The following is a 14085-nucleotide window of genomic DNA, read 5'->3' on the forward strand; positions in this document are numbered from 1 at the left end:
TCCGATCTTAATCGGCGAACGGCCGGCCCCAGCCGTAGCCGGCTTCCGGCGACACGTCCTCGGGCATGCCGGGGACGATCAGCCCGCCGTCCACCCGCAGCGTCGTTCCGGTCACGTAGGCGGCCTGCTCCGAAGCGAGCCACGCGCACGCTTCGCCGATGTCGGCCGTCGTTCCGGTCCGGCCGAGCGGAATTTTCCGGCCGATCGCCTCGTACCAGCGTCGGACGTCTTCCCCCTCCCGGGAGGCCGTCGCCCCGGGCGCGACGCAGTTGACCCGGATGCCGTACGGCGCCAGATCGAGCGCCGCCGATTGGCTTGCCCGGGTCAGGCCCGCCTTCGTCGCGCCGTATACCGCGTCGCCCGGGTGCGCGCGCTCCGCCCGCGTCGATGTGATATTGACGATGCTTCCCCGAATGCCCCGCTCGACCATATGCGCCGCGGCGGCCTGCATCGCCAGCAGCGGCGCCCGCAAGTTCAAATGAACGAGGCGGTCGAATTCGCCGGGGGTAAGCTTTCGCACGTCGGAAAACCGTGAAACGCCGGCGTTGTTGACGAGAACGTCGAGCCGTCCGAGCTCGCGGACCGCCTCTCCGACGAGCGCGGACGGGGCCGCCGCTTCGGTCAGATCGCACGGCCGAACGAAGCACGTTCGGCCGAATTCGTTCCGAATCCTGGCCGCAACGGCATTCGCCTGGTCCTCTTCCCCGAAATGGCTTATCGCGATGTCGTAACCGCGCGAAGCGAACGCGAGCGCGACGCCTTTGCCGATCCCGACCGCTCCGCCCGTGACCAGCGCCGTCTTCGCCGTCTTCGATTCGTTCATCCGGTCGATCCCTTCCTTTCGTTCATGCGAACGGTCCCTTCCTTTCGTTCATGCGAACGGTCCCTTCCTTTCCTTCGCAGCGCGCCCCGCAGGGCGCGCTCCGGTTCCGCCTTAAGGCTGCCTCTCGAGCCGGATCGCTTTGAACAGTCCGCCGTCCTTGCTTCCGCCGATGCCGCCTCCCCATTCGATCCAGCCTTTCCGACCCTGCACGTCGTTATCGTTTACGAGAACGGAAAAGCCGAGCAGTCCGTCTTCCGGCAAAGCCGGCGCCAGCTCCGTCCACGGAAGAGCCAGCTCGTAAACCGTTTCCTTCGTTTCCTCGTTTCGCGTCACGGCGATCCGCGCGTTTTCGACCAGTCCGACGTGCAGTCCTTCGTCCGCAATCCAGCGATAAAGCTGCGGACCGCTTCCGGTCAGCGCCATCCCGTATTCGAACCATTGTCCCCGTTCGCCCGGCATCCCTTGGGAGACGGCAAACTGAATGCTGTCGCCCTGCCACATCGTTTCGCCCGCCGCGGTTTGCGAGAAGACATCGTCGCGGACGGAGGCGGACAAGTAGAAGTTTTCGTCGTCCCACGTGCCCCAAATGTTCCCGCTCAAATCGTCCGCGCCGGCGTAGCCGTTCATCTCTACCTCGCCTTCGCCCGCGAGGTCGATCGGCGCGACGCCGGCAAAGTCGTCTAGCTGGCCGTCCACGTTGACGGCGCGCAAGGGGAACGGCTTCATGTCTTCCTCCGCGGCGAGCCGAATTTTTCCTTCGAACGCGGAGGAAGGCGCATTTTCGAAATTCAGCTTCAATTGCACGCCGTACGTCTCGCCCGCCGGGAGCGCGGGCACGGGCAAATCCGTTCCTCCCGCCGCGCCGGCCGGGATCGGAACGGATAAGGCTTCCGTTCCCGACCGCTCGCCGATTCGCCATTCGATGCCGCTCATCTCGATCGGCTCGTCAAGCGAATTCGCGACGTTCAGCCGAAGCTTATCCTGACCGTCGACCCGCACATGCTTGACCGCAAGCCTCACCGGGTTCGCGATTTCGACCTCCGTCCGAAGCTTGCCGACCTTGTTCCCGTTCCGGACGATATACCCCGTCACCGTTTTCGTTTGCGGGGTATCCCGTCCCGGGACCGTGAAATCCAAAACGGCCGTCTCGTGCGGCATGACGTCGATGTCGTAGACGGCGCCTTCCACCGAAAGCTGCGCCTGAATCCGCCCGCGGGGCGGCTCCGAATTGTCGACGGCGAGCGACACCGCCAGCGGCGCTCCCGTCGCCGACAAACTTCCGGTCAGGGCGAACTTGCTTCCTTCCGAGATGGAGCCGATCGCCCCTTCGATATAGACCGGAGATTCGGTCAGCGTCAAATAGACGTACCCGTTCAGCGGATAAAGCGTGTCCTCCGTTCCCATCAAATCGGTCACCTTAACCGGCGCGTCCGTTTCGATTTTCGCCTGCTTCGGCTCTGTCGACCAGACGACGCGGGCGGCTCCGACAGCCCCTTCGAACAAATAGCTGTGGATCCCTTCGCCGATCGGCTCCCGATGGGAGAACGCCTTGCCCGTCAACTGCCGGGTCATCGTCGCGTAGGAGACGTATGCCGGCTTGGGCGCGTATTTGCCCTTCGGATCCTCCGCATTGCGCACGATGCCGAAGTTGTGCTCGTTATACGTTTCGTTCACTCCGTCGTTCATAAAGTCGTACCAGAACAGCTTCTCGACGCCGGACGCCAGCGCTACGACGTGGCTGCGGACGATATACTCCGCCTGCCGGCTTTCGCTGACGCCTCTCGCGTCCGCCTGCGTCGGCCAGCCGATTTCCGTAATCCAGATCGGCTTCGGCCGGCCGCCGTTATACTCCATGATGAGCGCCTGCAGGTCGGCGAGCGCATCCGCCAGACCTTCCGGAGCGCCCGGATACCGGTACGGATGGACCGAAACGACATCCATATAGTCCAAACCGCCGCGGCTGAAGACGTCCTCCAGCCAGTTCAGCGGGATGCCCGCGGTCGCCGCGCCGGCGACCGTAACTTCCGGCCGGGCCGCCTTGATCGTCTCGTACGTCTTTTTCAACAATTCGTAATAATTTTCCGGCTTCGAATCGGCCGGCCCGTCGCCGCGGTCGCCGAAACCGATATTGAATTCGTTATAGACCTCGACCCATTCGATTTGCTCCTCGAAATGCTCCGCGACCGCCCGTCCGTAATTCGCGTAACCTTCTCTTCCTTCGTCGGAATACGGCGTGCTGTTGTTGTCGTAGAACGGATTTTCATACGTGAGGACGATGAGCGGCTTGATGGCGTTCGCTTCCGCGCCGGCCATATACGTTTCGAATTTGCCCGCGAACGCATACGTCCCTTTCGGCTTCTCCACCGATCCCCAGTACATTTCGTCACGGATATTTTTCGTCCCCGCTTTTTGCAGCAGCGGAAGGAGATCGGGGTTCCAGGACTGCCCGAAGTGCGTCGCCATGCCGAACGGCGAATCCGGGACCGCGCCAAGATCGAACGGGGCAGGACGGCAAGGGAAGTCGTCGCTTCCCGGAGCGGGCTTCCGCCGCGCAGCGCCGTCACGTTCACCGTATAGTACCCGCTCTCGAGCCCCGCAAGCGCAATGTTCGCGTAACCGCCGCCGGTCGGATCGGTTTGTACGGATACCGGATTGCCCCAATAATCGTACACGGCCGACACGACCGAATCGCCCGATGTCAGCGCGCGCAGCGAGACCGGCTCGCCGACGGCGAAGACGTTGCCCGGGCGATCCTGCTGGAGTTCCAGATCGGGCACCGTCGCGGTCATGACGACGTCGTCAAACCGAATGACGCCGCTGTTCTTTCCTCCCGTCAATCCGGAACGGTCGAAAACGAAGGAAATCTGCTTGGCGGGCGAATGCCATACGCCGTCGTTCGCGCCTCCCCAGTGGCTGTATTGCGTCCCGCCGTCGAACACGCTTATGGATATGCGCTGCCAGTCGGACGTAGACTGCAAGGAGATTCGCTGCTGATGCACCTGTCCGGTCTCATCCGTCATCCGAAACCCCAGCCGGCTGACATCGGACGTTTTGACCCAGAACGACAGCTCCAGCGCTTCGTAAGCCGGAAGCGTCCGGGTAAGCGCGACGTAGTTGCCGCCGCCTGCGAAGTTCCCGGTCAGCTTGCCCGAGCGCGCTCCGGAACGAAAGGATGCCGGGTCGCGGACGAAGTCGCCCTGCGCCCCGGGAAATTCCGAACCGAGCGACAGCGTCCAGCCTTCCTCGGCCTCGAAACCGCCGAAGACGACCTCCCTCGTCAAGGTTTCGGCGCTGGCTCCGACCGTGGCCGGGCCGAACGACCCTATTGAAGCGAATACGAAGAAGGAGACAAGCAACATCGCGATTTTTTTCGTTCGAGCCGCCATTCTTGTCCATTCTCCTCTCGAAATTCTCAAAATGGTATCGATTGGATTCGATTCGCTAGCTTCAACCCCGGATGCCGCTGAATGTAAAGCCCTGCATGATGTATTTTTGAAAAACGAGAAACAGGATCGCGGGCGGGATGATGGCGTACGTCAGCGCGATAAACTGCACGTCGAGCGGAGCCGCCGATTTGAGATTGAAAATCGCGACGATCACCGTCCACATGCCGCTGTCCTTCAGCACCATATACGGCCAGAAAAAATCGGCCCATGCCGCGTTGACCGTAAAAATCGTAATCGCCATCATGACCGGAACGCTTAACGGCACGACGATCCGGAAAAAAATCGCCAGCCTCGTGCACCCGTCGATTTTCGCCGCGTCGATGAGCGCCTGCGGGATGCCCTCGAAGAATCCTTTAAAAATGATCGCGTAGAAAGCGTTCGCCCCCGCCATCATCCACAACGGGAGAAACGAGTCGGTCAGATTGCCGAGCAGCGGAAAATCGATAATGGTTTTGAATATCGGCACCATGCCGAGCGTATTGGGCAGCAGCATCGTCCACAGGACGAGCACGAACACGAATCTGCTGCCCGCCGGCTTCAACACGGCCAGAAAATACCCCAGCAGCCCGTTGAACAAGACGGAGAAGACGACCGTGCCGGCCGTAAGAAGAAGCGTGTTGGCGTACAGCCGGGCAAAATTCAGCTCTCTCCACGTATCCGCCAGCTTGTCGAGCTGGAACGTGCGGGGAATCAAGGTCGGCGGAATCGCGAAAAACTCCTTGATATCCTTGACGCTCGAAGCGAAAATCCAGAGCGGCGGAAGCAGACAGACGAGCGAAATGATCGCCAGCGCCGCGAGCAAAAGCGCGTACAGCAGCCTGATGCCGGGCCGTTTGTAGTCCAGCTTGCCGATGATGCCGACGAAGTCGCGCGATTTCATGTCGGCCCCCTTTCTAGTCCTCGTTCGACCGCTTGTTGATCCGGAAGTAGACGGCCGTCAGCGCGGCCAGAATGACGAAGGTGATGACCCCGACCGCAAGCGATCTTCCGGCTTCGAAGTAGCGGAACGCGTAGTGGTAGCTCGTCAGCATGAGCGACATCGACGCATTGTTCGGCCCGCCCTCCGTCATCGTCAGCGGTTCGTACAGCACTTGGAACACGCCGATGATTTGCAAAATGAACATGATCCCGATGATGTGCGAAATTTGCGGGATCGTAATATGGCGAAGCCGTTTGCGGATGCCCGCGCCGTCGATGGCGGATGCCTCGTACAGCTCGTGATTGACGCCTTGCAGGCTGGCAAGGTACAGGATGACCGTCCCCCGAACGCCCGCCACGTCATCGTCACGATAATGAGCGGGATCGTCAGCGAGGAATTTTGCAGCCATTGCGACATCGGCAGCCCGAGCGCGTCGAGCAGCATGTTCAACAGCCCCCCGGGACCCGGATCGAACAGAAACATCCACAGCAGCGCCGCGGCCACTCCCGGCACCATGCCGGGGAAGTAGACCGCGAACTTGAAAAAGGATTGCATGTGCTTCATTTCGTTGATCATGACCGCCACGGCGATCGGCACGAGAAAACCGATGACGAGCGACCAGAACACGTAAAGAAACGTATTGACCAGCGTCTGCTGAAAAACGGAATTGCTGACGACGTCGATATAATTTTGCAATCCGTTGAAGCGGACGGCGTTGTACCCTTTCGTTTCGAAAAAAGACAGGGCGAAGCCGGAGACGATCGGCTGCCAATGAAAGACGACGAAGAAGAACAGGCTGGGCGCGATCAGCAGCCACGAGGGGACGTCCCGATGAAGCCATCGTTTCCAGCCTGCCGCAGCTTTGGCCGTTTTCACGGCCGCCGCCGCCCTGATGCCGGGTTGCGCGCTCATGCCCGATCAACCCTTCGCTTTGTCGAGATAATCCCGCTGGAAGTCGGCGACCGCCGCGTCGAGCAGTGCTTTCGGATCGGCGTTTTCGTCGGTCAGCACCGCCTGTACGACCGCGTCCAGCGTTTTGTACAGCTCCTGGGCGTTGACCGGCTCTTCCGGGCGAATCGTGACGCCTTCGTTCTTCATATAGTCGGACCAAAGATCGAGATTGACGTTTTTGTGCTTTTGCCGAATCGCGTCCTCCGCCTGAACTCTTTCTTCGTTGATCCAGGCCTGCATGCCGTGCGGCCCGACGATCCGGTTCAGCTTCCGGTCGGCGGCCAGCGACTCCTCGAGCCCTTTCAACGATTCTTCGCTCGCCTCGGGCGAAACGCCCTTGATTTTCAGCCACTTGAAACCCGCTTCGATCTGCTCCGGCGTGCTGTTGTTCGCGAACATGAACAGACTTCCGCCGGTCAGGGACACCCTGCCCCCAGGTCCGGCCGGAACGGCGGAGACGGCCAGATTGTCCTTGTTCATTTTGTAGTCGTTGATCGGGTTGTTCATCCAGTCGGACGTACCGAACGCCATCGCGACCTGATCCGTTCCAAACAGGCGGTACATGTCGTTGACGTCGACAAGAACGTTGTCGGGCAGCACGTCATATTTCCATTTCAAGTCCTTCATATATTGCAGCGCCGCCACCGCTTCCGGGCTGTTGAACACCGCCTGCCACTTGCCGTCCACCTGCTTTTCGAACTCGGCCCCGAACGACCAGGCGATCGTCATGAACTGCCAGCCGCCCTGGTTGTTTTTGGTCGGGAAGAAAAAGCCCGCCTTGCCGGTTTTGTCCTTGATGATTTTGGCCGTTTCGGCCAGCTCTTCGTATGTCCGCGGGAATTTGGGCACGCCTTTGTCGTCCAGCAATCCCGCCTCCCGGAACAGGTTGACGTTGTACCACATGCCCATGTAGTAACCGCTTACCGGAACGCCGTATATTTTGCCGTCTTTTTTGACCAGCTCGAGCATCGCCGGGTTGAGCGCCTCCGTATAGCCCAGCCGATCCATATACTCGGTAATATCCGCCGCGTACCCGGCGTTCATGATTTTGGGAGGCTCCGTAAACCACGTGCCGAACAGGTTCGGCAACTGGCCGCTTTCGGCCTTCGGCAAAAACGTGTTCGTGTCGTAAGTGAAATTTTCCGTTTTCATCGATATGTCCGGATTTTCCGCCTCGAATTTCGCCTTCCACTGCTCGAACTGCTCCAGCCGCTGATCCTGCGGTTTCGGCCAATCCCCGTTGTGAAACACGATTTCCTTCGCTTCCTGCCTGCCTCCCGTTCCGGAAGCCGACGGCAAGGCCGTTCCGTCCGTTCCGCCGTTTTCCGCGCTTCCTCCTCCGCAGGCGGATAAGGCAACCGTCATCGCCGCTCCCAAAGCCAGCCATCTCCATGTTTTCATGCCTGTCGTTTTCCCTCCCCAAACCGATTTCTTGCTCGCAACGTTGCTAAGTAAATGTTAGCGTTTACATTCGAGAATGAACATACGGGAAAACTGCAAAAAGGTTTAAAATGGTGCTGCGTTTCCTGTTATAATCGAAGTGCTTGAGCAAGCGCTTTCAGGGAGGCGGAAAACGTCATGTTCAAAAAGTTTTCTCGGCGGATCGCGCTCATTACGATCGTTTCCGTTTCCGCTTTTACGGCGGTCGTCGGAGCGCTCGCGTACGAATGGGCGAAGCGGACGGTCGTTTCCGAGTTTGCGGCGATTTCGGCGAACTCTTTTCAAAGCTCGTTCGAGCTGCTTGAGCAATTTTTGAACGCGACCGGCGAAACGGCCAAAATGATCGCCAACAATCCGAACCTGGCCGTTGCCGTCGGCAGCCCGAACGCGTTCGGCGAAGCGTCCCTCCTGCTCGACAGCCTCGCGTACGGCGCCGACTTGAACATTCGCGGCATATCGCTCTACCGGCCGGATGGAACCGTTTACGCGATGAGCGGAATGTCGAATTTCCCCCCGTTCGAGCAATTGGCGGCGGAAACGGCCGTCCGGCGGTTTCTGGACGATCCGGACCGCCAGACGATGTGGGTTTCCCGGTACCGAAACCTTGCTTCCTACTACAACTACCGTTATGTCGAGAACGGTACATTCAGCTTGCTGCTCAAAGGGGCGTCGGTCCGGGAAGCGATGACGGGAACGGTCATGGTGTTCGATCTGGAAACCGTCGCGCTGTTCGACTTTTTCGTCACAAACAATGCCCTTTTCTCGCAAAACCGGTTATTCCTCGTTCGCGACGGTTCCGACATCGTCCGATACGCCTCGGGTCCCGGCGAGGAAGCGATCGAGGCGGACGATTTGCGGCGGCTGAACGAAAGCCCGGGCGGGCGCTTCGTTTCGATAGGCGGCGACCGGCTCATCCTGCACGAAACGATTCTCGGCTCCAATACGAAAATCGTCGCGGCCGTCCCGCTGACCGGCTCGCTCTCCCGCCTCGAGCCGCTGAAAGGAGCGGTACTCCTTCTGGGACTCGTCTCCGCCGCCGGGGCCGTTGCGGCGGCCATTTGGCTTAGGGCGAGCATCGTCCGGCCGTTGAACCAGCTCTACCTGAAAATGAAATCGCTCAAATGACCGCGGCGGCCTTGCGCGGGCGCTCCTCTTCGCCGCATTTCGCCTTCACCTTGACCAGCGAAACGGTGCCGCTGCCGGGGGCGCTGCGGATTTCGACCCCGTAGCCCGCGCCGTACTCCAGCCGAATCCGCTCGTTCACGTTGCGAATGCCGTACCCCCCGCCCTTGTATCGGGCCGGCCTGCTTTCGTCGTCCAGCTCGCGGACGTCGAACCCCGCGCCGTCGTCGCTTACTTCGAACAGCAGCTGATCCCCTTCGCGATACCCTTTGACGATGATGCTGCCGCTTCCCCTCTTGCGGCTGACGCCGTGCTTGATCGCGTTTTCGACGAGCGGCTGGATGATGATTTTCAGCAGCCGGAGCGGAAGAATGTCCTCGGCGATCTCGTACCGGACCGCGAACTTTTGCGGGAAGCGCTGCGCTTCGATGGCGACGTAGCTTTTCACGATGCCGATTTCCTCCTCGACCGCGATATACCGATCCCCTTTATGCAGGCTGAGCCGATAAAAATGGGCGAGCGCGATGACCATTTTTTCGATTTCGCTTTGGCGGTGAATTTTGGCCAGCCAGCCGATCGCATCGAGCGTATTGTACAAAAAGTGCGGATTGATCTGGGCTTGAAGCGCGATCAGCTCCATCTCCCGCTGCCGGTCCTTTTCCTCGTTGTTGCGCGCGATCAGTTCCCGGATGCGGACGACCATGTCGTTAAAGCTGTCTTCCAGCGTCCGCAGCTCGTCTTTCGGATTCCGGTACGGCGCGACATAGTCGGCCGTCCCGGCAAATTGCACGATCCGCCGGTTCATCCGCCGGATCGGCCGCAAAATGCCCTTGGCCGCATAAAGCGAAATCGCCACCGCGAGGCCGATCGCGGCGATTTGCAGCAGCAGCGAATACTGCTTGATTTTATTGACGTTCGCCAGCAGCTTTTCGTCGGAGACGATGCTGACGATTTTCCAGTCCAGCCCCAAATTGCGAAAGCTGCCTTCCAGCGGGTGGACGGCGACAATCGAAGGGCTGCCGACGAATTCCGCTTTTTTGAAGCTTTGCCCCGCCTTCATCGCAAGCATTTGCTTATCGAACAAGGTCGTGCCGACTTTGCCGTCATCCGGGTAGGACAGCACGTATTCGTCGTCGGCCACGAGAAACGAATACCCGTGGTCTTCCACGATAACCTTTTTCAGCACGTTCCGAATCGCGCTCTCGCGGATATAAACGACCAAATAGCCGATGTTTTGGCCGGTATAGAAGCTCTGGTATTTTCGCCCCAACTGCAAATAGGCTTCGCCGCCGGCGTCCTTCCGGATTTCTCCCCAAACCGGAGTCTGCGACCGCTCGATTTCGTTCAAGTACGATCGATCCGGGAGTCCGACGCCCGATTGCCCGGAATACGGGTAAAATCGGCCGTCCTTCGTCGCGATGACGACTTCGCCGACGATTTCGTCGTCGATGGCCATCGTGTCCAGGATCGCCGCCAGCTTCGTCCGGGCCGCTTCGCTCTCCTGCCTCCCGCTTTCCGCCGTATCGTAAATTTCATCCTCCGTCAGCAGTCGGACGGAAAGCATATGGACCTGGTTGAATAAAAACTCGAGGCTGGACTCGGTTTTTTCCTGGTTGATTTTTACGTATTCGTACATAAAGTCTTCGACGATCGCTTGCACGGCCATTCGGGAAATTTGAAAAACGAACATGGAGGAGGCGAGAAAGCAGACGAGGAGCAGCCAGAAAATCCGGCTGCGGACGTTCATGGAACCCAGCTTGAGCATGGCCGCCCCTCCGTTCAATCGTAAAAGGAATTTTTGATATAATCCCGCGGGGTCGAATTCGTATGTCTCTTGAACAGCTGGCTGAAGTAGCGCGGGTCCCGGATGCCGACCCGTTCGCACACTTCGTACGTTTTATACCGTCCGCTCCGAAGCAGCTCTTTCGCTTTTTCGATGCGGCATTCGGTAATGTAATCGTTTACAGTTTTGGACGTGGCGTCTTTGAACGCGTGCATCAAATAGGAAGGACTGACGTAAACCTCGTCGGCGATGCGCCTTACCGAAAGATCTTCCGCAAAGTGCGACTCGATGTAGCGTTTCGCGTCTTCCACGGCTTTCACGCCGCTGGCCGTCTTGCGGTTCCGCAGCGCTTTCAGCAGAACGGCGAGATCGCCGAGCAGCTTCTGCCGGCTGAACCTTTCGGACAAACGCTCCTTGCGGATCGTTTCCCCTAGCTTGCAAACGGCGGCGATAAATTTGTCGTTTTCGACCGGTTTGAGCATGTAATCCGAGGCGCCGTGCGCGATCGCGCCTTTGGCGTATTGAAAATCGTCGTAGCCGCTAAGCACGATGATTTTGGAGCCGATTCCGCGCGCCCGCAGCCGTTCCATAAAGCCGAGGCCGTCCAGAAACGGCATGCTCATGTCGGTAACGATAATGTCCGGCCGATGCCTTTCGGCCAGTTCAAGCCCGGTTTCGCCGTCCTCCGCTTCCCCGATCAGCTCGAAGCCGTGCCGCGGCCAGTCGATCGTCGTGCGCAGGCCGTACCGGACCAAATACTCGTCGTCGACGACTAATATTTTCATCCGATCTTGCTCTCGCGCGTTCATCCGGTCCCCCTCCTTTCCGAATACCGCTTTCTATTCTAGATACTCGCTTAAAACCCTTTTTCAGTCAATACGAACCGAACAAAAAACCCGGCGCGTACAGCCGGGGTCAATCTTCCTTGCGGGACCGTTCTGTCGTCATCCGAACCAGAAGCTGATATAGAGCATCATAAGCAGCCCGAATATAAACGAATACGTCGAAGGCCGCTCGAACCCGTGGCCATGGCTTTCGGGGATGAGTTCCTTGTAAGCGATAAACAGCATCGCTCCCGCGGCGAAAGCGAGTCCGCCGCCGATCATGCTTTCGACGTAGCTGGCCGTAAAATAGCCGGCAACGGCGGAAACGGCCTCCATCAATCCGGTCAAGACCACAATCAGAAAGGACTTCAGCTTGCTTGCGTTCGAACTGATGAGAAACACGGCCAAAATGAGTCCTTCGGGAATGTTTTGCGCGCCGATCGAAATCGCGACCATCGGCCCGAGCCCCGCGTTCTCGCTGGCGTAGCTGAATCCCGTGCTCAGCCCTTCCGGAATGTTATGGATGAACAAGGCGATAATGACGAGCAACGACTTCGAGTCGAAGGACTGAATGCGCGATTCGTTCTCCACGTCGATGTGCGGGATGTTTTTCTCGATCAGGTCGAGAACGATAATGCCGAGAAGCAGGCCGACGGTCAACGCCGCGATTCCCGATTCCTCGATCGCCTGCGGCATCAGGCCGAACGTCGAAGCGGAGACCATGATTCCCGCCGTGAAGGCCACGAGGATGTCCTTCCATTTTTCCGACAGCTTGCGGATGAAAAAGATCGGCGCGGCACCGAGCACCGTTGCCATAGCTGAAATAATACTTCCGATCAAAGCCGACGCCACAACGAAGCTCCTCTCCTTGCAAAAGATCGTCTCGATGGCATTATACCAGTTATTCCCGCGGCTTCAAATAACGTTGCCGCCGTTTTTTCCGCCGCGGTCGGAAACGAAAAACCGCCATGCGTTTGCACGACGGTTCGGTTCGGATTCGGATTTACTTCTTGTTCGCTTCCGTCCGCTCGACGATCATATCAACGAACAGGTCGATCTGTTCGGTAATCGCGATCGGGTCGTAGCGGTAAAACGTATCGAAGTCGTTCATGAACAAATGATTGTTTTTGACGGCGTCCAGGTTGCTCCACACCGCCGATGCCTGCAGATTTTCGAGCGCCTCGCCCTTCTTTTCCGGATCGTAAACGGTCAGGAACATGTAATCCGCCGCATACTCCGGCAGAAGCTCCATGGAAAGCTGCAGCGTCTGATTGTCGTTGCTGTTCTTTTCCGGCATCTTCAGCTTCAGGGCGTTGTACAGCGCCTGTCCGCCGCGGCCCGCGTTGTCCCCGAACGTCCACAGCTCGCCTTTGTCGGTCAGCTCGTAAATGCCGAACGTCGCATTCTCGTCGACGACGCCTTTCAGCCTTTCGCGCCCTTCCGCCGCTCGTTTCTCGAACTCCGCGATGAACGCCTCCGCTTTGTCGGGCGCGCCGACGAGATCGCCGAACAATTCGACGGTTTCGTAAATATTCGTCGCGGTTCCGTATGGAATATGGACGGTCGGCGCGATTTTGGACAACGCTTCGTAACTGTCGTCGTACATGACGACGATCAAGTCCGGCTGAAGCTCCAGCACCTTCTCCACGTTCGTCGGATAACCGACGTCCTGCGTGTTCGCCAGCAAATCCTTCAAAAACGGATTGTCGAACGCGGTCGGCTCGACGCCGATGACGTTTGCTCCGACCGCCAGCAGCTCGCCGCCGTAATAATCGGTAACGATGCGCTGCGGCTTGGCCGGAATTTCGACGACGCCCTTATCGGTCTCGTAGCTGCGGGTGCCTTCCGCTGCGGCGGATGCCGAAGGAATCGCCGTTTCTTCCGCCGCCTGCGATGGCGACGCCGAAGCCGTCGCCGAAGCCGTCGCCGAAGCGCCCGGAGACGCCGGCGAATTGCCGTTGCCCGTTCCTCCGCATGCCGATACGACGAAGGATAACGACAGCAGGATGGCACCCAGGACGAATGCCGGTTTTCTTTTTGCCAACTTGTGAACCCTCCCACCATTCTCGCAATGATTCGATGATCATTTCCGACTTATAGATAATGATAATCATTGTCAATTAGGAATATAGCAAACGATGCGAGCCGCTGTCAATAAAATAGAGCCGCTCCGCCGCTTGAAATTCAAAGCGCGATACGGCAAAATATTTGTATAGCGTCGGCAAACGAACGGCAGAATAATCCTGTTTTCGGAAGCAGACCCGTATAAAGGAGATATGAACGTGTCGAACGAAGAAATCATTTTAACCCCGGAAGGGCTCGCCAAGCTGGAACAGGAATTGGAGGAATTGAAAACCGTCAAGCGCAAGGAGCTGGCCGAACGGATCAAAATCGCGCTCAGTTACGGAGACTTGAAGGAAAATTTCGAATACCATTCGGCCAAGAACGATCAGGCTTTTGTCGAGACCCGCATCCTCACCGTCGAAAAGATGCTGAAGCACGCCCGCGTCGTGCAAAATTCGGATTCGTCCAGCGTACAGGTCGGATCCGTTGTCGTGCTGTACGATGAGGAATTCGACGAAAACATCGAATACAAAATCGTCGGCCCCTCCGAAGCGGACGTCGCCGAGCAGAAGATCTCCTACGAGAGCCCGGTCGGAAAAGCGCTGATGAACAAAACCGTCGGCGACGTCGTCCATGTGGACGCTCCGATGGGGGTCATCACCTACAAGGTGCTGGAGATCAAGGCGAACGCCTGACGCCCGAATGACAGCGCT

The 14085-nt window shown here is 58.6% G+C and carries 12 protein-coding genes; 2 read left to right on the forward strand and 10 right to left on the reverse strand.

The window, feature by feature from the left end:
• Positions 1-7: 7 nt before the first annotated feature.
• The 6 genes from JW799_RS23170 to JW799_RS23190 all read right to left on the reverse strand — a co-directional run bounded on the left by JW799_RS23170 (position 8) and on the right by JW799_RS23190 (position 7540).
• Complete coding sequence (locus tag JW799_RS23170) at positions 8-823, reverse strand: SDR family NAD(P)-dependent oxidoreductase (protein ID WP_080839153.1); 816 nt, start codon at positions 821-823, stop codon at positions 8-10.
• A 111-nt stretch (positions 824-934) separates the two neighbouring features.
• Positions 935-2983, reverse strand: coding sequence for a sugar-binding protein (locus tag JW799_RS23175; protein ID WP_338026366.1), 2049 nt, complete (start codon positions 2981-2983; stop codon positions 935-937).
• Positions 2884-4209: a hypothetical protein gene (locus JW799_RS29795; RefSeq protein ID WP_338026320.1), complete on the reverse strand. Its 1326-nt coding sequence runs from the start codon at positions 4207-4209 to the stop codon at positions 2884-2886. The genes JW799_RS23175 and JW799_RS29795 overlap by 100 nt, the downstream gene beginning before the upstream one ends.
• A gap of 61 nt (positions 4210-4270) precedes the next feature.
• Positions 4271-5149: a carbohydrate ABC transporter permease gene (locus JW799_RS23180; RefSeq protein ID WP_080839150.1), complete on the reverse strand. Its 879-nt coding sequence runs from the start codon at positions 5147-5149 to the stop codon at positions 4271-4273.
• A 13-nt stretch (positions 5150-5162) separates the two neighbouring features.
• Positions 5163-6029, reverse strand: coding sequence for a carbohydrate ABC transporter permease (locus tag JW799_RS29800; protein ID WP_338026367.1), 867 nt, complete (start codon positions 6027-6029; stop codon positions 5163-5165).
• Positions 6030-6106: 77 nt separating this feature from the next.
• The gene (locus tag JW799_RS23190) at positions 6107-7540 is read right to left on the reverse strand and encodes an ABC transporter substrate-binding protein (RefSeq protein ID WP_205431924.1); all 1434 of its coding nucleotides are present in this window, start codon (positions 7538-7540) and stop codon (positions 6107-6109) included.
• Positions 7541-7717: 177 nt separating this feature from the next.
• Between JW799_RS23190 and JW799_RS23195 the strand changes: the two genes are divergently transcribed.
• Entirely contained in the window at positions 7718-8704 is a 987-nt protein-coding gene (locus tag JW799_RS23195) for a hypothetical protein (RefSeq protein ID WP_205431925.1), read from the forward strand.
• On the opposite strand, the gene JW799_RS23200 is transcribed toward JW799_RS23195, so the two are convergent.
• The 4 genes from JW799_RS23200 to JW799_RS23215 all read right to left on the reverse strand — a co-directional run bounded on the left by JW799_RS23200 (position 8697) and on the right by JW799_RS23215 (position 13352).
• Complete coding sequence (locus tag JW799_RS23200) at positions 8697-10466, reverse strand: sensor histidine kinase (RefSeq protein ID WP_205431926.1); 1770 nt, start codon at positions 10464-10466, stop codon at positions 8697-8699. The two genes, JW799_RS23195 and JW799_RS23200, sit on opposite strands and share 8 nt — an antisense overlap.
• A 14-nt stretch (positions 10467-10480) precedes the next feature.
• Entirely contained in the window at positions 10481-11293 is an 813-nt protein-coding gene (locus JW799_RS23205; protein WP_080839142.1) for a response regulator transcription factor, read from the reverse strand.
• 135 nt (positions 11294-11428) lie between these two features.
• A complete protein-coding gene (locus JW799_RS23210; protein WP_080839140.1) occupies positions 11429-12160 on the reverse strand; it encodes a ZIP family metal transporter in 732 nt (243 codons plus the stop codon).
• 151 nt (positions 12161-12311) lie between these two features.
• A complete protein-coding gene (locus JW799_RS23215; RefSeq protein ID WP_205431927.1) occupies positions 12312-13352 on the reverse strand; it encodes an iron-hydroxamate ABC transporter substrate-binding protein in 1041 nt (346 codons plus the stop codon).
• 238 nt (positions 13353-13590) lie between these two features.
• On the opposite strand from JW799_RS23215, the gene greA reads away from it, so the two are divergent.
• Positions 13591-14067 carry a transcription elongation factor GreA gene (gene greA / locus JW799_RS23220; RefSeq protein WP_080840943.1) on the forward strand — a complete coding sequence of 159 codons (477 nt, stop codon included), beginning with the start codon at positions 13591-13593 and terminating at the stop codon, positions 14065-14067.
• Positions 14068-14085: the final 18 nt, after the last annotated feature.

It is taken from the genome of Cohnella algarum (assembly GCF_016937515.1).
GTDB classification, from domain to species: Bacteria; Bacillota; Bacilli; order Paenibacillales; family Paenibacillaceae; genus Cohnella; species Cohnella algarum.

Bases quoted from the DNA above. Each gene is read 5' to 3' on its own strand.
- JW799_RS23180 (WP_080839150.1), bottom strand. From the start codon at position 5,149: ATGAAATCGCGCGACTTCGTCGGCATCATCGGCAAGCTGGACTACAAA.
- JW799_RS23170 (WP_080839153.1), bottom strand. From the start codon at position 823: ATGAACGAATCGAAGACGGCGAAGACGGCGCTGGTCACGGGCGGAGCG.
- JW799_RS23205 (WP_080839142.1), bottom strand. From the start codon at position 11,293: ATGAACGCGCGAGAGCAAGATCGGATGAAAATATTAGTCGTCGACGAC.
- JW799_RS23195 (WP_205431925.1), top strand. From the start codon at position 7,718: ATGTTCAAAAAGTTTTCTCGGCGGATCGCGCTCATTACGATCGTTTCC.
- JW799_RS29795 (WP_338026320.1), bottom strand. From the start codon at position 4,209: ATGGCGGCTCGAACGAAAAAAATCGCGATGTTGCTTGTCTCCTTCTTC.
- JW799_RS29800 (WP_338026367.1), bottom strand. From the start codon at position 6,029: ATGGCTTCATCGGGACGTCCCCTCGTGGCTGCTGATCGCGCCCAGCCT.
- JW799_RS23200 (WP_205431926.1), bottom strand. From the start codon at position 10,466: ATGCTCAAGCTGGGTTCCATGAACGTCCGCAGCCGGATTTTCTGGCTG.
- JW799_RS23190 (WP_205431924.1), bottom strand. From the start codon at position 7,540: ATGAAAACATGGAGATGGCTGGCTTTGGGAGCGGCGATGACGGTTGCC.